Source organism: Modicisalibacter radicis, assembly GCF_900961225.1.
Lineage (GTDB): Bacteria > Pseudomonadota > Gammaproteobacteria > Pseudomonadales > Halomonadaceae > Modicisalibacter.
In genome coordinates this window covers 121,889-144,167 of record NZ_CAAHFN010000065.1, presented here as the reverse complement: position 1 = coordinate 144,167, position 22,279 = coordinate 121,889, and the positions used below count along the sequence as shown (strand labels likewise).

Below are 22,279 nucleotides of genomic sequence, written 5' to 3'. Positions count from 1 at the left end.
GGTTATAAATAGACGCGGCGGACGGCTCGGACACGACCGTTATAGGTTTTGCTTCCGCCCACTTCATTGCCGTTCCGGAAAAAGACCCGGGTTACCGAACCGGTATCCGCCGAGGTGTACCCCTCAGCAGTGGTATTGCCCGACGAAAAGGCTTCGGCGCCGTAATATCTGAACGCGACAACGTTGGTCCGCGCGGGATCGCCTGAGGTGTAGTTCCCCAGCGGGGGGGCTACACGGTCGGTAGCACCATCGTCGGTGGAATTCGAATCTGCTGCTGGCTTGAGCTCGCGATACAGGATGCGCAACTCATCGATGGTGGGCAGTCGCCAGTCGCTGTAACCGCCGGACGACATCGCAGCCACGAACGAATCCGCCTCATACCAGTCGACGGTGCCGGCTGGTTCACCATCCGCTTTCTGACTGACGACCAGCGCATACCAAGCGCCGTTTTCATCCATCATCCGGCGGACAAAATACCCGCCCCCAAACGGCTCGCCGGCGTTGCCATCCTCGGGAATGAAGCTGGCCGAGGTGGTGAAGGCCACCCCCGCCGACCACTGGCTACTCGGCAGGCTCTCGCCGATATGCCGCACCTCGGCGGTGTAGGTCATCGACTCCTGAAGCACGCCCGCTGGAATGGCGATGCCGGTCTTGTTCGCGCTGTCGTTGAGCCGTTCCCACATCACCGCGCCTTGGCTGTCCCTGACGCGCCAGGACGTGGCGAAGTGCGTATCGACGCCGGCCGGGTTGGTGGCGAAGGCGCTGCATTCCAGCACCGGGGACTCGGGCTGCCCGGTCGCGCCGTCGGTCGGGGCGGTGATGCTGGGCGTGACGATGTATTGGTCGGTGGTCTCGAACCCCACCACGGCGGACCACGCCGAGGCACCCAGGCTCGCGCCGTTGTAGCGCACGCGGGCGTAATACTGCGTGGTCATGTCCAGCACGCCGGCCGGCACGCCAATGCTGGTCAGGTGGTCGGCATCGGCGGCGCTCTCCCACACCACGTCGGCGAACGCGGCATCGGTGGCGATCTGCCAATCCGCGCTGGCGTGCGTGTCGTAGTCGCCGGGGTATGTCTTGAAGGCCGTGGCTTGCAGCGTCGGCGACAGCTCGACGCCGGTGGCGCCATCGCCCGGCCCGGTCAGCTCGGGCGCGGCCACGGTCGGCGCGCCCACGGCCAGCGGGTAGGTCACGCCGGCGCCGTCGCGGGTGATGTTAAGATCCAGCGGGCCATCGGCTTCGGCCGCATCGAGCGCCAGGGTGATCGTGTCGCCGCTGCGGCTGACGGTGCCCCGGCTCGCGGTGACCGCGTACTGCGCGAAGCCATCGTAATCACTGATCGTGTAGCTGTTGGAGCTGTCGGGGTAGATCAACGCCGGGCCATCCAGCGATACGCGCGGGATCTCGAGCTCGCCGACTTCCTCGTTGCGCACGAACAGCACTTCGTCGCCGTCGACCAGCTCGCTGGCAAAGCGCATCTGCGTCTCGCCCAGGGGCTCCCAGCCCGAGCGCGGCACGCGCTGGCCATTGACGTAGGCGGCCATGCCGCGCGTGCTGACGATGGCCAGCGAAAAGGTGCGCTGGCCAGTGACAGCGACGCGGCGCTCCTCAATCGACTCGACCGCGACATTGACGCCCTCGGCGGGGTCGAACCACTCGACGTCGCCGTCGGTGTTGCTGCGTTTGCGGGCGAGTTGGTGGATCAGGCCGCCGACCGGCAGTAGCTGCGGGCGGATCTTGTCGATGTCCTGCTTGGTGGCGATGGTGATGTAGTCGCTGATCACCGCCGTGACCGACTGCGCGTTGCCGATCACGGTGTAGAGATCGAAGACGTTCTCGACCATCGAGGCGCCGGATCCGGCGGGCAGGAAATCGGGCTGGTTGCCGGCGTTGGTGTAGCTGTAGAGCAGCTCGTCACCAGTGTCGGGGTCGCGGGCGAACACGCCGAGCTCGCGGACGAAGAAGCCGTTGACCAGGCCTTCGTTGGTCATGATCACGCGCAGCCGTGATGTGCCGTCGCCGACGACCTGGTGACCCTGGATCGACAGCGAGAGCATCTCGTTATCGAGCCCGGTCATGGTCTCCCAGTTGCTGCTGGACCCGTCGCCGAGGGCGACGCGGGTGAAGGTGAGCGCGGTACCGATCTGCGCCTTGGCTTGTAGTTGCCGGCCCTGATCGGTGAGCTGAGCGCCGGGGAAGTTGGCCATTGCTTATCCTCGAATGGTGAGCTTGCGGAATTCGTGAAGCGCGCCGCGCCAGTGGCGTTGCGTGGGCTCGACCGAGATGCGGATCTCGAACGCGCGAATCGTGGTGGTGCGCGCGACGTGGTAAGCCTGGCCGGTGCGCGGGGTGGCGTTGGCCGGCGCTGGGATCGCCGGGCGTGGGCCGAGGCTTAGCTTGTTGCCCTGGGCGATCACCGAGCCGTGATAGAGCGGCATCTCGATGCGGCTGCGCACGACGACGGCTTCGAGCCAGGAGCGGGCGTTCTTGGCCGACTCGACCAGGCGGATCAGCCGGCGGTAGTCCGCCTCGCCGGTGAAGCGGCTGTCGCTGACGATGCGGAAATGGAACGGCTCGCCGCCGTAGTCGAACCACTCTTCGACCTCGGCGTCGTCGAGCACGGCGGTGACCGCGCGGGTGACCGCGGCCACGGTGCCCTTGTGACGATGGATGAATACGGCGGCGTCAATCGCGTCACGCTTCTGCTGTTCCGTCCAATCGGTGTCCCACTCGTCGACGCTGTAGGCCCAGGCCAGCCAGGGCAGCACGTGGGCCGGGCAGTCTTGCGGCGTCCACAGCGCCGCGATGGGCACCTCGATGTCGCCCAGCGCGGCATTGGTCGTCGCGGCGGCACGCTCGAGCGGCGTGCTGTTGGGCGGCAGCAGGCTGGCGTTACTCATCGACTCCTCCCAGCGTCACGTTGATAGCGGTGGCATGGGCCGCCTGCTGCGGAGTGGCGACGATGTCGGCAGTGGGTGAGGCCAGCGCGACGTTCTGGACGCCAGCGACATGCAGCGCGGCGTAGAGGCCGGAGAGGGTGACGTCCTGGCCGAGCCGGCGGCGGGCGGCGAGGTAGTCGGCTAGCTGCTGCTCGGCGGTGTCGCGCACGGTGCTGCCGTCGGGCCCGGGGTAGATGGTCAGGGTCGCGTCGACGGTGAAGGGCAGGATCTCTGCCGAGGCGACGGTGACGCGGTCGGTGAGCGGGCGCACGTCGTCGGCATCCAGCGCAGACTGCACGGCGGCGACCAGGTCGGCCGGTGCCTCGCCGTTGCCATCGCGGGCAAGGATCGTCACGGTCACGTCGCCGGGTGCCGGGCTGGTCACGCTGGCATCGAGCACCCGGGCATCGGCGCCCAGGGCGTGCACCTGGTAGGCCGATGCCGGGCCGGCGGTGGTGAACCCCTCGAAGCTCAACTGGATGCGGCGGCGGTAATCACTGTTGCTCTCGTAGGTCGGCGCGACCGGCGGCACCGCGGCGGGGTCGCCTCCGTCGAGGGTGAGGCGCTCGACGTTGTAGCGCGCGCCGATCTGGTCGAGATCCGCGCCCTGGGCATAGGCCAGCATCGTCGCCTTGGCGGCCTCGTTCACGCGTTGCCGCAGGATCAGTTCGCGATAGGCGTTCTCCTGGAGCATCTTGGTCAGCGGCTCGGACTCGAGCTCGAGGGTGGCGGCGATGTCAGCCTGCCCATCGGCCGGGTACAGGGCAATGAGCGCGGCTTTGCGGGACGCGAAGATCGTCTCGAAGTCGAGAGCTTCGACGACGTCGGGTGCTGGTAGCTGCGAGAGGTCGATGGGGGTGGTCATGACAGTGGGACCTCCAGCGTCACGGTGTCACCGTTGTCGACGCGGCGCGCAGTCATGACCAGGTCGAGCCGCCCAGGGCGCTCGGTGGAGACGAGGCGCTTGATCTGCTGGACGCGGAGCCGCGGTTCCCACTTCATGATCGCGACGACAGTGGCCGAGTAGGCGCGCAGCGCCGTGGCACCATGCAGCGGCTGGTCGATGAGTTCGGGCAGCAGCGAGCCATAATCGCGGCGCATGACGCGGCTGCCGATCGGCGTGGTGAGGATGTCGCGCACCGACTGCTGGATATGCTCGAGCGTGTCGAGGGTGCGGCCGGTCTGGGCGTTCATGCCTGGCACGGTCAGCCCCCCGCGAACACGTTGGAGGAACCACCCGCGACGGTAGAGCCACAGGCGACGGGGTCGCCGATGCGACCGAGCGCCTTGCCATTGGCATAGACCGTCGAGGATCCGCCGCCGAGCGCGCTGGCGTGCGTCTCGGGAATCGCCGGGCAGGTATGTGACGCCCATGCATCGCCCGCGCGGTGGGCGGCAATGCCGTTGACGAAGACATCACCGGAACCGCCGGTCGACGGGCGCGGTGGCCAGCATCCGTGACCGGTACCGCTATCGCCTTTGCGCGTGACTGCAGGCATATCGGCTCCTGGTTATCCTGGTCAGTTGAGGTCGATACGGGCGCCGCGGATAGCGACGTTGCCCGCGGCGGTGATCGATATGTCGGCGCCGGATTCGATGGCGATCGCGCCTGCAGCCGTGACGCTGGCCGAGCCGGGCAGTTCGGCGCGCAGGTAACTGGCCTGATGGTCGTACTCGAGCACGGCCCCATCGGGGAAAACGCGACGCCAGAGATCGCCGCTGTTCGCCGGCGCCGGGCTGGCGTCGCTGAAGATACCGGTCAGCACGATGCCGGATCGCGGGTCGCCGCCGGGCGAGAACACGATGACCTGCTCGCCCACGGTGGGCGGGTCCCAATCGCGCGTGGTGCCGGCGCGAGATTCGATCCAGGGCAGCCAGTCAGTCAGCAATTTGCCGGACTGGATGCGCACGCGCGCGGCTGCGTGATCCACGGCGGCGATGGTCCCGAGGCGGATCAGGTTGTGCAGCAGGCGGGTGAGCTCGACGATGTTCATGCCGCTATCGTGCGGTGGTGGGGTGGGCAGGCGAAGCGGGGCCCGGTGTCGAGGGCGAGTCTTACACCGAGCCCAGGTGGGTCAGCAGTGAATCGAGGATGACCTCGCGATCCTGGTCGGTGAAGCCGAGCAGCTCGCGCTGCGGATACTCGATTGTCGGGCCGTCCCGGTCGACGCGGTCGCGCAGGCCATACTGGTGCGTCTTTGCGAGCCGGGCGACGTTGCCGAAGAAGCCCACCATGGCGGCATCGCCGCGCGCCGTGGCCTTGAGCCACTTGGCGGTGGCCAGCTTGCCGAACATGGCCTTGCGACGAATGCTGCCCTGGCGGGCCAGCCACTTCTGGGGCTTGCGGGGTGCGTAGGGCGTGCCGTCCGGGTTGGTCTGCGACCTGATGCGCTCGCGCTGGCTACGGCGCAGGTCGCGGGCGATCGCCCGGGCCAGCCGGCGGCGCTCTTTGGCTTCGAGTCGGGCCAGCAGCGGGGCGGCCCAGTCCTCGAGCGCCTGCAGATTGTCAGCCATTGGGAGAGTCCCATTCGCTGGTCAGCATCCAGTCTTGCTCACCCGGCTCGCGAGTGTAGATCTGCCAGTGCGTGGTCGGGCAGGTGTCGCGCTCGAAACGCGGCAGGGCGTGCTCGACTTGGATGCTCCCGTTGTCGCAATCGACCTTGGCGATCACGCGCTCGGTCAGCTGGACGCGCAGCGCGACGTCCACCGATTGGTTGCTGAGGATCTCGGCCTCGAACGTTACCGCCTCGGTGGGGTCGGCGTCCGGCTGGTACTCGGCAAGCCACTGCAGCAACGGCAGCATGACGGTGTCGAGATCGTCGGCGAAGTCGGTCAGTACCAGCTGCGCGGCGAACTGGTACTCATGCGACAGGTTCTCGCCGCGGCGAAACTCGATGCTGCCATCCTCGACGAAGGTGAGCAGCCGGTCAGGATCCCGGGCGAGGCCCGGCACCGCGTTGATCAGGTGTGTGCGCAGCAGGTGGAGTTTTTTCATCGCTCGACTCGTGGCAGGTGATGATCGCGTCGACCTCGGCGGCACAGTACGCCCAGGCGGCCTCGGTACGCTCAAGCTGCAAATGCAGCTCGCCGTTAGTGGTCGGCGAGCTCGCCGGCAGCGTGCAGGGACTCGGAGTCGCGCAGTGATTGACGATAAGCGTCGGCGCCGGTGACGGCGGGGCGCTTCCGCAGGCGGACAACAGCAGCAGGGAGGCGAGTATCGGCCCACTCGCGTAGCGCTTGGTTCTCACGTTGCAGCTCCTGAATGGTGGCGAGGCGATCGGAAGCGGTGCGCTCGAGCTCGGCCTGTTGGCTGGCCAGCGCTCGGCGCTGGGTGTCGAGGCGGGCGGCGTTATCCCACAGTGCGCCGATGACCAGCTGGCTCTCCCGCTCATTCTGCTGGGACTCAGCGAGGCGCTGCTCGGCGAGATGCGCACGGGCTTCGGCGGCCTCGCCGCGCTGCCAGAGCGCCCAGGTAACGAGCACGACCAGGGCGAGGATTAGGACTGCGGCGATCAATCGGTTCATGGCTGGCCCGTCTCTGCCAATTTTGTGCGCCTATCGAGGCCGATCAGGCACAGCTCGCGCTCGGTGGCGCGGCGCTTGACCAGCCCGGCGAGTTTGCGGCCGTTGGCGTAGACCCAGCGCGAGAGCTCCCGGCAGGCACCGCGCACGTCGCCGTCGTTGAGCTTGCGCAGCAGCGTGGACCGGGCGAACTGGGTCTCGCCGACGTTGTAGACGAAGGAGGCCAGGGCTGCGCGTCGCCGGGGCGGCAAGTCGACCTCGACGCGCCGATCTACAGCGTCGAAGGCGTCGCCGAGATCCTCGGCTAGCAGGGCCCGGCATTCGTCCCGGTCCAGGGTCTGGCCGAGTTGGACGCCTTCGGTGTGGCCGTAGCAGATCGTCGGGATGCCCACCGGGTCCTGGTAGGCGGTGGGGCGGTAGCCCTCGTAATAGGAGACGACGGCGGTGGCGATGCTCAGCGAGCCGGTCACCGCGCCGATGGCGATACGGCGCTTAATGTTCACGGCGGCGCTCCCAGTAGCGGCGGAAGCGGGCGATGTAACGCGGCACGAGGAGGCCGATCTGGAGCGCCAGATAGAGCAACGTCAGCACCGTGACCCAGTCGGCGGGCGTCATGCCGCCGACATGCATCATCGAGACGATCGCCGGCGGCGCGACCTTGGCGCCCTCGGTGGTGATTTCGAATGGCTGGCTCATGCAGGCCTCGGTCAATCCCAGAGCTGCACGGTCGGTGCACTGCTGGGCTGTTGGGTGATGTCGGGCAGCTCTACTGGCGTGCCATGAGGCAGAACCGGGCCGAGCTCGGCGATGCCGGGATTCGTCTGCAGTACTTGTTCGGTGACGCCGGCCGTACGGCCGTAGGCGCGGTAGCAAATGGCATCCAGCGTGTCGCGCTGCTGGGCATAGACGAGCCGAGGCATCAGATCAGCTCGACGGTGCAGTGCGGGCGGCCCTCGATCTCGCTGATCGCCCACACCGCGTCGCGGCGGTAACTGTCCGCCGGCTCGATGAGGCTCTCGCTACGCTCGCGGCCGCTGTTGGTGGCATCGTAATCGGCGTAGCGCTCGATCAGGCTGGCGTGCGCCATGGAGAACACGGCGCGCTGGTAAAGACCGAGATAGACGCCCGGCGCTTGCCAGATCGGCACCGGTACCGCATCCACCGTGGCGTGGCCGGCGTCGATCTGCCGGGCCTGCCAGTCGCGCAAGGTGCGGTTGACGGTGGCGATCGCGGCGAGCAGGGCGCCTTCGATCCGCGCGGGCGTGATGGTGCCGTCCAGGCGGTGGTTTTCGCGGAAGGCAGCGGGGTCGATGTCGGGCCAGAAACCGTTGTTCGTGACTGGCTCGGCGGTTGCGGCAGTCGTGGTGCCGGCAGATACGAAGCTGCTCATCGTGGCTCCTGGTTAAAAGGGGGTGGGCGACACGTCGAGCCATGACGAGTCATTGCTCTGGCGTCGCGCCCCCTGACGTCGGCGGTCGACTCGGTTGGCCGTCAGCCCTGGTTGTCACCAGGGGCCTGGGCGGCGGCATTCTGTTGCTTGAGCTCACGCTCGATGCGCTCGAGATCCTTCTTCACGCCAATCCGCTCGTTGAGCCCCAGGGCGCGTTCCAGGCTTGCCTGGGCTTCGCTCAGCTGGCCAGCGGCGCGCAGGGTGTAGCCGAGTGCCTTGTAGAGCTTGGCGCGCACCTGGTCGTGCATGTCGGCCTGGCGGGTCATGGCCTCGACGTCGATCAGGTTTTTGAGCAGAACGAGAACGTCGGTGCCTTCCTCGTCGAGCTGCTTGAGCGCCTGGTCGGCGACTTCCTCGGCGATGATCGCCGCAGTCGAACGCTCGAACTGATCGGGCGGGTTGAGATCGTGTTTGAGCGCGTAGCGGGCGATGGCCACCGCGCCGGCGATGTCGCCGGCATCGATGCGCCACAGCATGATGCGCATTAGCAGGTCATCCTGGGCGCCGGTACCGCCCTCGAGCACGCCGGTGACGTAGTCGGCGTACTTCGGCAAGATCTCGCGCTTGATCTCGGCCTTGCGCTCCATCGACTGGGTCGACTTGAGGCGGCGGTAGTCCTCGAACAGGGCGGCCTGCATCAGCTCGTAGGCGTCGCCCTGCATGGGTTGATCGCCGGCGGCCTCCGCCGCCTGGGCGGCGGAGACTCGCTGGAAATGGCGTCGGGCTGGGCTGGTCATCGATCCCCCTTACGCGGCCGAGAAGTCGCCGAGCTCGATGTTCTCGATCAAGCAGCCGGCGCCGAAGTCCTCGACGACATAGGCGTCGTTCGAGCTCTCGTAGTTCTCGATGCGGTTGCGCTTGGGGTTCTCGCTGACGTAGCGGCGGCGGGCGCCGGTCTGCCAGTAGATCGAGAGGTTATCCAGCGTGGTGACCATGATCGCGTTGTCGGGGAAGAACGGCACGTCCATGCCCTGCAGCCCGCCGATGCGCTTCTGGCTGATCACCATGTCGGCGGCCATCTGCTCGGTGGGTGGCTGGTCGGTATTGAGCAGCGGGAAATACTTGTCGGACATCAGATCGCGGCCCACCAGCACGACCAGGCCCGGCACGCGGCGGTACCAGGGTTCGAGCAGGCTGTTGACGGCGTCGTAGACCAGGGCGTCGAGGTTGTTGTAATCGCCGCCCGGGCCGACCTTGACGGTACCGGCCGTGGCACCGTCGGCCATCACCCGCGCGGGCGCGTTGGTACGGTACTGCTGCAGCCAGCCGATGTTGACGTCCTCGAGCATCGGGTTGGCGACGCGGTCGGTCTGCACCGCGGCACTGGTGCCGTTGAAGCCGATGGTCATGCGGTCGAGCGCCTGCTGACGCACGATGGCGTCTCGGAGCAGTGCTTGGAAATTCGGGAACTTGGCCCAGGCGTCGATCTTGTTGTAACCGAGGTGGGTGTCGAACTCGGTCATTCGGCACTCGTAGCCCAGGGCATCCAGCGTCGACAGGTCGCGGGTCTGGCGGTCCTGGTTGGCCACATTCGTGCGACCGGCGATCGGGCCGGACACGCCCAAGGCGAGTTTCTCGCCCTTGAGCTCATCGACGCCGATCATGTTGATGCGGTTCAGGAAGTCGCTCGACTCCTGAATGCGCTTTTCCAGACGCTGCTGGACGCTGGGGTCCACGGCGAATTTCTGGGTGGCGTCGGGCACGCCGTTGAGTTTCGCCACCTGACCGGCGAACTGGTTGAAGAGGATGCGGGTTTCGTTGCGCATGAGCGGGTCGAGTCCTTAGCAGTCGGTGACGAGTGCGCCGTCGTTGCCGGTGGCACGCTTACGGTGATGTTGTTGACCGGGTTCGTTGTCGAGCTTGGTGTAGAGCTCGTCGAAGCTGCGCTTCAGCGACTCATGGGCGTCCTTGAGCTCGCTGAAGGCGGCGGCGGAAGGGCGCGCTTTCAGGTCGGCGGCCAGGGCGCTGTGTTTCTCGACGAACAGTTCCAGCGTCTGCTCGAGCTCGGCGCGGAAGGCGGTGAAACCGGCCTCGGTCTTGGCGTCGTGCTTCTTGAACAGCGCCTTGACGCGATCGGCCAGCGACGGGCCCTTGTCGGCCGGCGCTTCATCGCTGAAATTCAGCTCGGTCTCGACCGCGGCGGAGAACACGTTGCCGGGCTTCTGCTTGCGCGCGGCGAGCGGCGAGGATTCACCGGCCTGGCGTGAGAATTTGAGCATCTCGGTACCCAGGCTCGCCGGCGAGTCGGTGACACCGAGGCCCTCGAGGTAGGCTTCACCGGTACCGGCGAAATCCGGGTCCACCTCGATGGAGGTGTAGACCTTCTGGCGCTGCTGGTTGATTTCTTTCAAGCGGTCGGTGGGGTCGATCTCGGCGAACAGGCCGAGCTTGGTGACACCGCCGATCTCGACCTCTTTAGCCTCTACGGCGGTGATGTCGCCGAGGGCCTGGAATGGGCCGTCCGCGAACATGCCGCGCACGTGCTCCATCCACACGCGGGCGCCGTATTTAGCGGGGTCGTAGTTCTTGGCCATCTGCTCGATCCACTCGCGCGTGATCGTGCGGCCGTCGGTGGTGGCGCCTTCGGTGGCGACGCGGAACTTGGCCATTGGTGCCTCTCGGGTTGTTGGTCGGGGCTTTGGTCGGAGCGTTGGTCGGGGCAATGGCGTCAGGTTCCGCGCACCGGCGGCCGGGCTCAACGCGCGGCCGGTGTGAGTCGGCGCACTTACACCGAGGCCCGCAATAGCCCGCGCGCGCGCGCGGGTACGCTGGGCGGCATGACCGCACCGACACCCGACCTGGACAGCCACGACGCCTCGCGTCTCTCCGCCCGGCACCTCTACTGGACCGGGTGGCGCATCGCGCGTATTGCCGAGTTTCTCGATCTGCCGCGGGCGACCATCGACAGCTGGAAGAAACGCGACGCCTGGGACGACGCCTCGCCGACCCAGCGCATCGAGGGCGCGCTGGAAGCGCGCATGGTTCAGCTGATCTGGAAGGAGCAGAAGGAAGGCAAGGACTTCAAGGAGATCGACCTGTTGGGCCGACAGGTCGAGCGGCTGGCCCGGGTGCACAAGTACGAGGGCAGCGGCAAGGAGAGCGACCTCAATCCCAACATCGAGCGGCGCAACGCCGGCGAGAAGCGCAAGCCGGCGCGCAACGATGTCGGCGACGAAGGGGTGATCCAGATCGTCGAGGCCTTCGAGGCCTCGCTGTTCGATTACCAGCGCGGCTGGTACCGCGCCGGCCAGCACGAGCGAATCCGCAACCTGCTCAAGTCGAGGCAGATCGGCGCCACCTGGTACTTCGCCCGCGAGGCGATCGCCGATGCCCTGGAGACCGGCAAGAACAAGATCTTCATGAGCGCCTCGAAAGCACAGGCGCATATCTTCCGGCACTACATCGTCCAGTTCGTCAAGGAGGCCACCGGCGTCGAGCTCAAGGGCGATCCGATCATCCTGGCCAATGGCGCCGAGCTCCACTTCCTGGGGACCAATGCCAAAACGGCGCAGGGTTATCATGGCGACACGTACCTGGATGAATATTTCTGGATCCACGGCTTCGAGACCTTCCGCAAAGTGACCAGCGGGATGGCGATGCACAAGAAGTGGCGCCAGACCTACTTCAGCACGCCCTCGAGTGTCGCCCATGAGGCCTATCCGTTCTGGACCGGCGATCGCTTCAACAAGCGCCAGAAGAAAGCCGACCGGGTGAAGATCGACGTCAGCCATTCGGCGCTGAAGGACGGGGCGCGCGGGCCGGACGGCCAATGGCGCCAGATCGTGACGATCGAGGATGCGATCGCCGGCGGCTGCGACCTGTTCGACATCGACCAACTGCGCCTGGAGTACTCCGACGACGAGTTCGCCAACCTGCTGATGTGCGAGTTCGTCGACGACACCCAGTCGGCATTCCCGCTGGCGATGATGCAGAAGTGCATGGTCGACAGCTGGGACGCCTGGCGGGATCTCAAGCCTTTCGCGCCGCGCCCGTATGGCGAGTATCCGGTCTGGATCGGCTACGACCCGGCCGGCGATGGCGAGGAGGGCGACGGCGCGGGGCTGGTGGTCGTGGCGCCGCCGCGCTCGATGGAGGGCAAGCACAGGATTCTCGAGAAGCACCGCATCAAGGGGCGTGACTACGAAGCGCAGGTGGAATTCATTCGCGGCGTGACCCGACGCTACAACGTGACGTTCATCGGCATCGATACCAACGGCTTGGGCGAGCCCGTGGCGCAACTGGTCGCCAAGTTCTTCCCCACCGTGACCCGCTATCGCTATACGCCCGAGGTCAAGTCGCGGTTGGTTATGCAGGCCCAGCAGATCATCAACAAAGGCCGACTCGAATTCGACGCCGGCGCAGTCGATATCGCTCAGTCGTTCATGGCGATCCGACGTGAGCTCACGGCCGGCGGGCGCCAAATGACTTACACCGCCGGACGTAACAACCAGACCGGCCACGCCGACCTGGCGTGGGCAACCATGCATGCCCTGCATAACGAACCCCTCGACGGGCCGCTCGACCACGGCACCGGTCGATCAATGATGGAGATGTTTGGATGACGACCGAAACCCCAGCCGGCAAGCCCCGCGTGCGCGTGCCGGCCTATCACGTCGAGGACGAGGCTAATGCCGCGCCGGCGCCCGCTAAGGCCAAGGCGGAGGCGTTCAGCTTCGGCGACCCAGTGCCAGTCACCGATGGCTACGATTTCTTCTATACCGGCTGCTGGATGCTGGGCAACGAATGGTACGAGCCGCCGTTCGACTTGCCGGCGCTCGCCCAGACCTACCGGGCCACGGCGCATCACGGCAGCGCGATCCAGGTGAAGCGCAACATCCTGGTGCGTTCGTTCATCCCGCATCCGTTGCTCAGCCGCCAGGCGTTCAGCGCGCTGGCCACCGACTACCTGGTGTTCGGCAACTGCTACCTGGAGCGGATCTTCGGCCGGCTCGGCAAGCTGCTCGCCTTGCGCCCCGCGCGGGCCAAGTACGTGCGCCGCGGCGCCGATCTCGATCGCTACTTCTGGGTGCCCACCTGGTCGGATCGCAGCGAATTCCCGGCCGGCAGCCTGATCCACCTGCTCGAGCCCGACATCAACCAGGAAGTCTACGGCGTGCCCGACTACCTGGGCGCGCTGCAGTCGATCTACTTGAACGAGAACGCCACGCTGTTCCGCCGCAAGTACTACCTCAACGGTTCTCACGCTGGGTTCATCATGTACGTCTCCGATGCCGCCCAGAACCAGGAAGACATCGACTCGATGCGCACCGCGTTGAAGGAGTCGAAGGGCGTCGGCAACTTCCGCAACCTGTTCCTCTACAGCCCCAACGGCAAGAAGGACGGCATCCAGATCATCCCGATCTCGGAAGTCGCCGCCAAGGACGAGTTCGCCTCGATCAAGAACATCACCCGCGACGACCAGCTCGCCGGCCACCGGATCCCGCCGCAGCTGATGGGCATCATCCCCAACAACACCGGCGGTTTCGGAGACGTCGAGAAAGCGGCCAAGGTGTTCGTGACCAACGAGCTCGAGCCGGTTCAGGCCGTGTTCAGCGAGATCAACGACCTCCTGGGCCAGAAAGTGATCCGGTTCCGGCCGTACTCACTCGAGGCCGACCAGCCAGCACCTACCGACCCCATCCGCTGAACCCTCTGCACTGCAGCTGCCAGCCGCCCACTCGGGCGGCTTTTTTGTGCCCGCTCGGCGCGCACGGCCCAGGGCCCGGCCAGCCCCTGGCGACAGCCAGCCGCGCCCCCTGGCGCGCCGTCGACACCCCGCCCCGCCTGCGCGCTAAACCTGTGTGTTTTTGGGCGCCCATGCGCCTGGCTGGAGGCCGCGCAGATACAGGGCCGAGCGATGGTCTGGAGGCTGGGTTTTTCCATGCGGATTCATGCGAACTCAACCGGACGACGTAGGAGACGAAGGGCAGGTAGATGGGAAGGGTTCTCAGAGAATGGCAGGGGGGCTGGGAAAGGAGTAATGGAAGTAATTCTGCTGAAATTGGCGCGTAAGTTGCTGATCTAGTTGAAGTCGAGCGTTACCCCTAAAAGGTAACAAGGAGTAATGCAAAAAGTAATGCTTTCGCAAGTTGCTGTTTTTAAAGGATGTGGAGAAATAGAAAAATCACTCTTCAAAAAGGTAACGCGTTACTTCTGCATTACTTAAACGTTACCTTTTGGACACTCGTTTGAAACCTATTCTAATCAATGAGATATGGCGATTTTTGGCGACGCATTACCTTTGTTACCTTTTTCCGAGCCCCCCAGCAATTCTGAAGGTCGGGGCGCTATCCTGCGTGTACGCACGCGTCGCACGCATATTCAGCTATGGAAGTGGGAACGCGCTGGGAACAGATGAAAGCGCTCGTTGGCTGTTGTCACCCCATAGATCAATGCCTTAGAATGCCAATCGGCGGTAATGATGGGTTCGAATCCCTCCCCCTCCGCCACGAGATAAAGAAGGGGCCAGGTCTACGATCTGGCCCCTTTGTCGTGTGCGGCGTTATGCTCATCCTCGGGCCTGTGGCGCCGGGTGGTCGTGCAGGGTGTGCTCATCGCCGCTCGGAAACGGCCGGGAGCCGAGGGGCGCCAGCCACCACGGTACGTAGCGTTAAATGGGCGAATTTCGAGACTATTTCTGTCACCCCTGCGCCACGTTTGGACGCCGGCCGGCTTGTACAAAGTGATCCGTTCGGGTTTCAGGCGGTCACCGGGTCAGCCGACCAGGGGCTTATCGCAAGAGAGGTTATATGACAGGACGAATCGTGATCGGTTTGATCTTGAGCCTACTATTGATCCTGCCGTCGACGGGTCAGGCCGTGGCCAACCAGCGGGGTGCGGTCTGGTTGCTGGTCGATGAAGCCTCCTCGACGTTGCGTGTCTATCGTGGCGAGCGCGAAATCGAGCGTTTCCATCCCATATCGGTTGGGCGACGCGGCGTCTCCCAGGCGCGTTTGCGCGGCGATATGAAGACCCCGGCGGGGGAGTTCCGCATCAATTGGATCAATCGTGACAGTCATTTCAACATCTTTCTCGGGCTCGATTACCCCAATCTGGACAATGCGCGTCAGGCGCTGCAAAGCGGCGTGTTCAGTGAGGTCGAGTTCGATCGCTACCTCGCTTATTATCGTCGCCACGGTGCGCCGCCACAGGATACCGTGCTGGGCAGCAACATCGGGATACACGGCCTGGGCAAGGCCGACCCGTCGATTCATGAGCAGTTCAACTGGACCGAAGGTTGTGTCGCGGTGACCAATGCCCAGATAGAACGCTTGGCGGATCTGGTACAACTTGGCACGAGAGTTATCATCCGCTAGTTTCTAGGGTGGAAGTGATGCATAGTAGGCGGCATCATGGAAAACGAGATTCATTGACGGCCATGGGCCGAACGTGAAAGCCTGCCAAGCAGGAATTAACCAAGAACCAAGGAATGATGGTAAGGAGAACATTATGGTTAAAAGTTTCAGCAGTGCTCTCAAGCTCTCCGCGCTCGGTCTGTCCATGCTGGTAATGGCAGGCTGTGCCGCCCAGGGTGGCGAGCAGCAGTCCTGGATGGACAAGACGGATTCGGATGTCGCGGAAGCACGCAGCATGGCCAATGAAGCTCTGAGCACCGCGAATTCCGCTCAGCGCGACGCCCAGGCTGCTCTGCAGATGGCCCGTGAAAACCGTCAGGCCATGGATCGCATGTTCGAACAGTCCATGCAGAAGTAAACGCTGGTTCCCCCGTGCCGCCAGCGGCGGCACGGGTCAGTGTTCAGGAAGGCCCTGTCGATATCGGCAGGGCCTTTTGCGTTTCTTCCCACCAGTAGGGGTTGGCCACCAGGTAGAGCTTGCCGTACAGCGAAGGGTCGTCGGCGAAACGGTCGAACCGGGGCTGCATATCGAGAAGCTGCAGGGCCACCGGCATGCCGCTTGGCGACTCGACCTCTGCACGCAATTGTCCATAGTCGACCGGATACTCGCGCTTCTCGACGACCGAGGAAACGGCGCTCAACGCATCGGTAACGCGGCTGATCGGCGTGCTGGCCTGCTCTTCGAGGCCGGGATAGGCCTGGATATACAGGATGTCGTCCGACCACCCCAGCTTGAGGGTTTCGTTGATCAGGCGCACTTGGGTGCCGACCGGCAGTCGCGGGAAAAGCTGCTCGATATCCTCGGGCAGCATGCGGATACAGCCATGGGTGACGCGCATTCCCACGCCCTGGGGCTTGTTGGTGCCGTGAATCAGATAGCCCGGGATGTCCAGGCGCATCTTGTACTTGCCGAGCGGGTTGTCGGGCCCGGCCGGGACGACGCTCGGCAGGTTGTCGCCGCGCTCGGCATGCTCCTTGATGATCGACTGGGGCGGATACCACAGCGGGTTCTCGATCTTGTCGATGATGCGCGTGGTTCCCAGGGGTGTTTTCCAGTCCATGCGGCCGACGCTGATCGGGTAGGTCTCGACCTGGCGCGTTTCGCCTTCCTCGTTCGGCGGGTAATAGTAAAGTCGCATCTCGGCGACGTTGACCACCACGCCTTCGCGCGGCCCGGGTGGCAGGATGAAGCGGGTCGGCACGGTCACTTCGGTACCGTCGCCGGGTAGCCACATGTTGAGCTTGGGGTTGGCGCGGCGCATCTCCTCGAAGCCCACGCCATAACGATGGCCGATCTCGATCAGCGTTTCCTCGTGCTCGGAGGTGGCGGTCTGTACCTCGCCGATCACGTCGCCGTTCTCGGGCAGGCGGTAGTGCCCGACCGGCAGGCCATCGCTGGTGGTAATGGGGCCTGCGGCCTGCAGCAACGGGGAGAACCCCACGCAGAACAGAGTGGTCAGACGCAACAGGCGTCTGGTCTGGTTCACAATCGGCATGGACAATGAGCCTATTCGAGAGTGCCGTCGGGGCACGGATAGATTTCTGGCATTCTGGCGAAATTCCTGGCCAAGGCAAGCGTTCCCGGCTACGCCGGGGCAATAATTTCCACCGCCCGATCAGGCGGCTTCGGCCTTGCGATTGAGGGTCTCCAGCAGGGCCTCGAGGGCGGCGAAACGCTGTTCGCCATCAGCCATTTCGGCGTTGAAGCGCAGGGTGTCGGCACCGTCGAGCCGGTAGTGCTGGGGATCCTGCTGGATCAGTTGCACCAGTGTCATGGGATCGATCGCGGGGTTGGCGCCGAAAATGATGCGACCGCGTTCGTCACCGGCCTCGAGACGCACGATGCCCAGGCGCTCGGCGCGCTGGCGCAGCCGAGTCTGGCGGAACAGCGTCTTGACCGGGCCCGGCAGCAGGCCGAAGCGGTCGATCATCTCCACCTGCAACTCCTTGAGGTCGGCCTCGTTCTCGGCGTTGCTGATGCGCTTGTACATGATCAGGCGCTGCTGAACGTCGTGCAGGTAGTCGTCGGGAATCAGCGCTGGCAGGTTGAGGCTGACCTCGACCCCTTCGTCCAGCGGGGCCTCGATGTTGGGTGTCTTGCCGGCGCGAATCGCTTTCACCGCCCGGTCGAGCATCTGCATATAGAGGCTGTAGCCGATGGTTTCCATCTGGCCGCTCTGTTCGTCGCCGAGCAGTTCGCCGGCGCCGCGGATCTCCATGTCATGGCTGGCCAGGGTGAAGCCGGCGCCGAGATCCTCGGCCTGGCCGATCGCTTCCAGACGCTTGATGGCGTCCTTGCTCATCGCCCTGGGCGGTGGTGTCAGCAGATAGGCATAGGCCTGGTGGTGGCTACGCCCGACCCGTCCGCGCAATTGATGAAGCTGGGCCAGGCCGAACTTGTCCGCCCGCTCGATGATGATGGTGTTGGCGCTGGGGACGTCGATGCCGGTCTCTATGATCGTCGAGCAGACCAGCACGTTGAACCGCTGGTGGTAGAAGTCGGACATGATTCGCTCGAGGCTGCGCTCGGGCAGCTGGCCATGGGCCACGCCGACCCGCGCCTCGGGGATCAGATCGCGCACCTTTTCCGCCGTCTGCTCGATGGTCCTGACCTCGTTGTGCAGGAAGTACACCTGACCGCCACGCAGGATCTCGCGGAGCAACGCTTCCTTGACCACCGCCTCGTCGCGCTGCTGGACGAAGGTCTTCACCGACAGTCGGCGTGCCGGCGGGGTGGCGATGATCGACAGGTCGCGGATGCCGTTCATCGCCATGTTCAGGGTGCGCGGGATCGGTGTCGCGGTCAGTGTCAGGATATCGACCTCGGCACGCAGGTTCTTCAGCCGCTCCTTCTGCGAGACGCCGAAACGGTGTTCCTCGTCGATGATCAGCAGGCCCATGTTGGGCAGCTTGACGTTCTTGGAGAGCAGCTTGTGGGTGCCGATGACGATGTCGGCACGGCCCTCCTCGATGCGCTTGAGGGTGTCGGCCTGGCCCTTGCCGCCGGTAAAGCGCGAGATCAGTTCGACCTGGACCGCGGTATCGGCGAAGCGGTCGCGGAAATTGTCGTAATGCTGCTGGGCGAGCAGGGTGGTGGGCACCAGCACCACCACCTGACGCCCGGAATGCACGGCCAGGAAGGCCGCACGCATGGCGACCTCGGTCTTGCCGAAGCCGACATCGCCGCAGACCACCCGATCCATCGGCTGGCTGGCCGTCATGTCACCGATCACGGCATGGATGGCGGCGCGCTGATCGGGGGTTTCCTCGAACGGGAAGCTCGCCGCGAAGCGCTGATACTCCGCCCCGGGCTGGTCGCTGGCGAAACCTTGGCGCGCCTCGCGACGGGCATAGACGTCGAGCAGCTCGGCGGCGGTATCGCGAATGCGCTCGGCGGCCTTCCTCTTGGCCTTGTCCCAGGTGTCCGAGCCGAGCTTGTGTAGCGGCGCCAGCTCGTCGCTGGCCCCGGCATAGCGCGAAATCAGCTGCAGGCTGTCCACCGGCACGTAGAGGCGCGCGCCATCGGCATATTCCAGGGTGACGAACTCGGCGGCCTGACCGCCTGCCTCGATGGTCTCCAGGCCCAGGTAGCGACCCACGCCATGCAGCTGATGGACCACCGGCGAACCGGGGCGCAATTCGGACAGATGACGCACCGCCAGTTCGTTGTCGTCGGTGGCCTTCTCCCGGCGCCGGCTCTGGCGGACCACTTCGCCGAACAGTTCGGTCTCGGTGATGACGGCGAGATCCGGCTCGTCGAGGACCAGGCCCTCGCCGAGCAACCCCTCGGTGATCGCCAGTCGCTGCTCCCCGTCGATGAAGGTCTGCCAGTCGTCGACATGGGGCATTTCCAGGTGCAGGACGGCAAGGGTCTCCTCCAGGGCCTCGCGGCGCCCGCGGGACTCGGCGACGAACAGCATGCGTTGCTCGGGATGGGCGGCAAGATAATGCTCGAGGGCGGCCAGCGGGTTCTGGGCGCGGGCGTTGATGGCGACCTGCGGCGGCGTCCGGCTCAGTGGTCGCCGGGCATGCGGATGGTCGTCGTTGTCGACCAGCTCGAGACGCGGTTTGGCCTTGATCGCGGCGAACACCTCGGCCACCGGAATGAAGGCCCTGGCCGGCGGCAGCAGAGGGCGCGTCGGGTCGACGCCGAGATTCTCGTAGCGACTCTGGATCGCGTTCCAGTGATGCTCGGCGGCGGCGTGGACGCCGGGCAGCAGGGCGACGCGGGTACCCTCGGCGAGATGCTCGAAGAGCGTCGCGGTCTCCTCGAAGAACAGCGGCAGGTACTGCTCGAGCCCCGGCGAGGGGATGCCCTTGATGGCGTCGTTGTAGAGCGGGCACTGGCGCGGGTCGACGTCGAACAGCGTCTCGAAGCCCTCGCGGAAGCAGGCGATCGCCGAGCGCGACAGCGAATACTCGTGAGCCGGCAGCAGCTCGACCGATTCGACCTTGTCGGCGCTGCGCTGGGTATCGGGGTCGAAGCGGCGCAGGGTATCGATCTCGTCGTCGAACAGGTCGATGCGCAGCGGGGTCTCGCTGCCCATCGGGAAGAGGTCGATCAACGCGCCGCGCAGGGCGTATTCGCCCGGCTCGTAGACGGTCTCCACGGCGCGATAGCCGGCCCGCGACAGGCGTTCGCGGAAGCCTTCGCGATCCAGCGTCATGCCAACCGACAGGGTGATGACCCGCCCGGCGATGTAGTCGGTGGGCGGTAGCCGTTGCATCAGGGTATTGACCGGCACCAGGACGATGCCCTGGCGGGCTTCCTGCAGGCGCCGCAGGGTGCGCAGACGCTCGGAGACGATGTCCTGGTGGGGCGAGAAGCTGTCGTAGGGCAGCGTTTCCCAATCGGGGAACGGCAGCACCGGGACGCGCGCGAAAAAGCGCAGGGCGCTTTCCAGGCGTTGAGCGCCGGCGGTGTCGGGGGTGACCACCAGCAGTGGTGCGTCATCGGCCAGCCGGGCCAGGGTCAGCGGGCCGGCGGCGCCCGATGGTGCCCGGCAATAAAGGGTATGGCGCTGGTCATCGGGAAGCGGCGGAGCCAAGGGCGAAAAATTGGGCATGGGTCTGGGCAACGTAACGACGTAGTGGCGATGCGTCAGATCATAACAGGGCGGCGCTGTCGGCGGACAATTGTACCGCATGCTCATGGCCGACCTGTCGAGAATATTGTCCGCCATGCCCGCAAGCGAGCTTGTAGTCAACCCCGTATTTCTGTAGTGGTCCTACAGCTCATGCGACCATCCAGCGATTGCGGCCCTTCTCGCTTGGCAAGGATAATGAACGGATTCAATTCGTTCGCGATTCCGAGAAAGGGGCTTCCACGTGGACCAGGACAAGGCAGGTCAGGATAGGCGCGATATCTGTTTCCAGGAGTGGCAGGAAAACGAGGCGCTGGCCGAGGAGATGATTCCGCTGCTAGGCCAGTTGTACCGCAAGTACAACGTGGTGCCTTCATTGTATGGCCGCTCGCTGATCATCCGCTCGGTGATCCGCATTCTCAAGAACCACCGCTACGTCAAGAAGGTCGAGGGGACCGAGCTGTCGGTGCGCGACACCCTGCCGTTCATCAAGGCCATGACCGAGCTCGAACTGGGGCCGGCGCATATCGACCTGGGCAAGCTGGTCGTCGCCTTCAAGCGTAGCGGGCGCAGTGATGTCGAAGGCTATCTGCGCGAGGAGCTCGGCGAGCTGGTCGGCGCGCATGGCGCGAACGGCATGGGCGGTGCGCCCAAGGACGTGGTGCTCTACGGCTTCGGGCGGATCGGCCGTATCCTGGCGCGCATCCTGATCGAGAAGGCGGGGGGCGGCAATCTGTTGCGGTTGCGCGCCATCGTCGTGCGTGGCGGTGGCGACGACCTGGAAAAGCGTGCCAGCCTGCTGCGGCGCGACTCGGTACACGGCCCCTTCGCCGGTTCGATCAGCGTCGATCACGACAACAGCGCGCTGATCGCCAACGGCCAGGTCATCAAGGTCATCCATGCCGACTCGCCGGCAGAGATCGACTATACCGAGTACGGCATCAACAATGCGCTGGTGGTCGACAATACCGGTAAATGGCGAGACGAGGAGGGGTTGTCCCAACACCTGGCCAGCAAGGGCGTCGCCAAGGTGATGCTCACCGCGCCGGGCAAGGGCAACGTCAAGAATATCGTGTATGGCATCAACCACGCTGACGTCGGCGACGACGACCGGATCATTTCGGCGGCGTCCTGTACCACCAACGCCATCGTTCCGGTGCTCAAGGCGATCAACGACGAGTTCGGCATCAGCCACGGCCATGTCGAGACGGTACACTCCTACACCAACGACCAGAACCTGATCGACAACTACCACAAGGGCGACCGCCGCGGACGCAGCGCACCGCTCAACATGGTGTTGACCGAGACCGGCGCCGCCAAGGCCGTCGCCAAGGCATTGCCGGAGCTCGAGGGCAAGCTGACCGGCAACGCCATCCGCGTGCCCACGCCGAATGTCTCGATGGCGATTCTCAACCTCAACCTGGCCCGGCCGGCCGACGTGGCGAGCGTCAACGCCTATCTGCGCCAGGTATCGCTCGACTCGCCGCTGCAGAAGCAGATCGATTACGTCGATTCGCCGGAAGTGGTGTCGTCCGATTTCGTCGGCAACCGGCATGCGGGCGTCGTCGATGCCAAGGCGACCATCGTCGACGGCAACAATGCCGTGCTCTATGTCTGGTACGACAACGAGTTCGGCTACAGCTGCCAGGTCGTGCGCATTCTACAGTCGATGTCCAACGTCAACTTCCTCTATCTGCCGCGTACCCGCGACTGACCGTTCGGTGCTTGGCGGCCACGCCGTGGCCGCTGGCAACGCCTTTCCCAGATGTCTCGACAAGGGCCACCCGTGTGCGTCGCCGGTGGTCTTTCGACGTGCCTCTCTATATAATGTCGGCGACTTTTGGTGCGGTCCGTATGGCCATGGACCGCTCGAGACAATCTTCTGATAAGAAAAGCGTTCGAGCACTGTGACAAGCGCCGTGGCAGCGT

General features: G+C 65.0%; 24 protein-coding genes. 5 read left to right on the top strand and 19 right to left on the bottom strand.

Annotated elements, in window-relative coordinates:
• Positions 1-2 precede the first annotated feature (2 nt).
• The 17 genes from HR9077_RS11285 to HR9077_RS11210 all read right to left on the bottom strand — a co-directional run bounded on the left by HR9077_RS11285 (position 3) and on the right by HR9077_RS11210 (position 10,520).
• Positions 3-2,207, bottom strand: a complete 2,205-nt coding sequence (locus HR9077_RS11285; protein ID WP_136067095.1) for an Lcl domain-containing protein — start codon at positions 2,205-2,207, stop codon at positions 3-5.
• Between the two features lie 3 nt (positions 2,208-2,210).
• Positions 2,211-2,900 carry a phage tail protein I gene (locus HR9077_RS11280; protein WP_136067094.1) on the bottom strand — a complete coding sequence of 230 codons (690 nt, stop codon included), beginning with the start codon at positions 2,898-2,900 and terminating at the stop codon, positions 2,211-2,213.
• Positions 2,893-3,804, bottom strand: coding sequence for a baseplate assembly protein (locus HR9077_RS11275; protein ID WP_136067093.1), 912 nt, complete (start codon positions 3,802-3,804; stop codon positions 2,893-2,895). The genes HR9077_RS11280 and HR9077_RS11275 overlap by 8 nt, the downstream gene beginning before the upstream one ends.
• Complete coding sequence (locus tag HR9077_RS11270; RefSeq protein ID WP_244613160.1) at positions 3,801-4,133, bottom strand: GPW/gp25 family protein; 333 nt, start codon at positions 4,131-4,133, stop codon at positions 3,801-3,803. Before HR9077_RS11270 ends, HR9077_RS11275 begins: the two co-directional genes overlap by 4 nt.
• Before the next feature lie 11 nt (positions 4,134-4,144).
• Complete coding sequence (locus HR9077_RS11265; RefSeq protein WP_136067091.1) at positions 4,145-4,438, bottom strand: PAAR domain-containing protein; 294 nt, start codon at positions 4,436-4,438, stop codon at positions 4,145-4,147.
• Positions 4,439-4,459: 21 nt separating this feature from the next.
• Entirely contained in the window at positions 4,460-4,933 is a 474-nt protein-coding gene (locus HR9077_RS11260) for a phage baseplate assembly protein V (RefSeq protein WP_136067090.1), read from the bottom strand.
• 61 nt (positions 4,934-4,994) lie between these two features.
• Entirely contained in the window at positions 4,995-5,453 is a 459-nt protein-coding gene (locus tag HR9077_RS11255) for a phage virion morphogenesis protein (protein WP_136067089.1), read from the bottom strand.
• Positions 5,446-5,934 carry a phage tail protein gene (locus HR9077_RS11250; RefSeq protein ID WP_136067088.1) on the bottom strand — a complete coding sequence of 163 codons (489 nt, stop codon included), beginning with the start codon at positions 5,932-5,934 and terminating at the stop codon, positions 5,446-5,448. The genes HR9077_RS11255 and HR9077_RS11250 overlap by 8 nt, the downstream gene beginning before the upstream one ends.
• Positions 5,867-6,136 carry an Rz1-like lysis system protein LysC gene (gene lysC, locus HR9077_RS22470; RefSeq protein ID WP_458692919.1) on the bottom strand — a complete coding sequence of 90 codons (270 nt, stop codon included), beginning with the start codon at positions 6,134-6,136 and terminating at the stop codon, positions 5,867-5,869. The genes HR9077_RS11250 and lysC overlap by 68 nt, the downstream gene beginning before the upstream one ends.
• A complete protein-coding gene (lysB, locus tag HR9077_RS11245) occupies positions 6,030-6,464 on the bottom strand; it encodes an Rz-like lysis system protein LysB (RefSeq protein WP_136067087.1) in 435 nt (144 codons plus the stop codon). The genes lysC and lysB overlap by 107 nt, the downstream gene beginning before the upstream one ends.
• On the bottom strand, positions 6,461-6,964 hold the full coding sequence (locus HR9077_RS11240; RefSeq protein WP_136067086.1) for a lysozyme: 504 nt from the start codon (positions 6,962-6,964) through the stop codon (positions 6,461-6,463). Before HR9077_RS11240 ends, lysB begins: the two co-directional genes overlap by 4 nt.
• The gene (locus tag HR9077_RS11235; RefSeq protein ID WP_136067085.1) at positions 6,954-7,157 is read right to left on the bottom strand and encodes a hypothetical protein; all 204 of its coding nucleotides are present in this window, start codon (positions 7,155-7,157) and stop codon (positions 6,954-6,956) included. Before HR9077_RS11235 ends, HR9077_RS11240 begins: the two co-directional genes overlap by 11 nt.
• Before the next feature lie 11 nt (positions 7,158-7,168).
• Positions 7,169-7,381, bottom strand: coding sequence for a tail protein X (locus HR9077_RS11230; RefSeq protein ID WP_136067084.1), 213 nt, complete (start codon positions 7,379-7,381; stop codon positions 7,169-7,171).
• Positions 7,381-7,851 carry a head completion/stabilization protein gene (locus HR9077_RS11225; protein ID WP_136067083.1) on the bottom strand — a complete coding sequence of 157 codons (471 nt, stop codon included), beginning with the start codon at positions 7,849-7,851 and terminating at the stop codon, positions 7,381-7,383. Before HR9077_RS11225 ends, HR9077_RS11230 begins: the two co-directional genes overlap by 1 nt.
• A 101-nt stretch (positions 7,852-7,952) precedes the next feature.
• Positions 7,953-8,648 carry a phage terminase small subunit gene (gpM, locus tag HR9077_RS11220; protein ID WP_136067082.1) on the bottom strand — a complete coding sequence of 232 codons (696 nt, stop codon included), beginning with the start codon at positions 8,646-8,648 and terminating at the stop codon, positions 7,953-7,955.
• 9 nt (positions 8,649-8,657) lie between these two features.
• Complete coding sequence (locus HR9077_RS11215; RefSeq protein WP_136067081.1) at positions 8,658-9,677, bottom strand: phage major capsid protein, P2 family; 1,020 nt, start codon at positions 9,675-9,677, stop codon at positions 8,658-8,660.
• Positions 9,678-9,692: 15 nt separating this feature from the next.
• Positions 9,693-10,520 carry a GPO family capsid scaffolding protein gene (locus HR9077_RS11210; protein WP_136067080.1) on the bottom strand — a complete coding sequence of 276 codons (828 nt, stop codon included), beginning with the start codon at positions 10,518-10,520 and terminating at the stop codon, positions 9,693-9,695.
• A gap of 102 nt (positions 10,521-10,622) precedes the next feature.
• Here HR9077_RS11210 and HR9077_RS11205 point away from each other — a divergent pair, with 102 nt between their 5' ends.
• The 4 genes from HR9077_RS11205 (at position 10,623) to HR9077_RS11190 (ending at position 15,624) form a co-directional block, all read left to right on the top strand.
• Positions 10,623-12,473 (top strand): terminase large subunit domain-containing protein, encoded by a 1,851-nt coding sequence (locus HR9077_RS11205; protein ID WP_458692918.1) that lies wholly within the window; start codon positions 10,623-10,625, stop codon positions 12,471-12,473.
• On the top strand, positions 12,470-13,558 hold the full coding sequence (locus tag HR9077_RS11200) for a phage portal protein (RefSeq protein ID WP_136067079.1): 1,089 nt from the start codon (positions 12,470-12,472) through the stop codon (positions 13,556-13,558). The genes HR9077_RS11205 and HR9077_RS11200 overlap by 4 nt, the downstream gene beginning before the upstream one ends.
• A 1,102-nt stretch (positions 13,559-14,660) precedes the next feature.
• On the top strand, positions 14,661-15,227 hold the full coding sequence (locus tag HR9077_RS11195; RefSeq protein WP_136067078.1) for a L,D-transpeptidase family protein: 567 nt from the start codon (positions 14,661-14,663) through the stop codon (positions 15,225-15,227).
• A gap of 133 nt (positions 15,228-15,360) precedes the next feature.
• Positions 15,361-15,624, top strand: coding sequence for an Lpp/OprI family alanine-zipper lipoprotein (locus HR9077_RS11190; RefSeq protein WP_136067077.1), 264 nt, complete (start codon positions 15,361-15,363; stop codon positions 15,622-15,624).
• A 43-nt stretch (positions 15,625-15,667) separates the two neighbouring features.
• On the opposite strand, the gene HR9077_RS11185 is transcribed toward HR9077_RS11190, so the two are convergent.
• On the bottom strand, positions 15,668-16,762 hold the full coding sequence (locus tag HR9077_RS11185; RefSeq protein WP_136067076.1) for a L,D-transpeptidase family protein: 1,095 nt from the start codon (positions 16,760-16,762) through the stop codon (positions 15,668-15,670).
• A 120-nt stretch (positions 16,763-16,882) separates the two neighbouring features.
• Entirely contained in the window at positions 16,883-20,332 is a 3,450-nt protein-coding gene (gene mfd / locus HR9077_RS11180) for a transcription-repair coupling factor (protein WP_136067075.1), read from the bottom strand.
• 262 nt (positions 20,333-20,594) lie between these two features.
• Here mfd and HR9077_RS11175 point away from each other — a divergent pair, with 262 nt between their 5' ends.
• A complete protein-coding gene (locus HR9077_RS11175; protein WP_280178430.1) occupies positions 20,595-22,064 on the top strand; it encodes a glyceraldehyde-3-phosphate dehydrogenase in 1,470 nt (489 codons plus the stop codon).
• Positions 22,065-22,279: the final 215 nt, after the last annotated feature.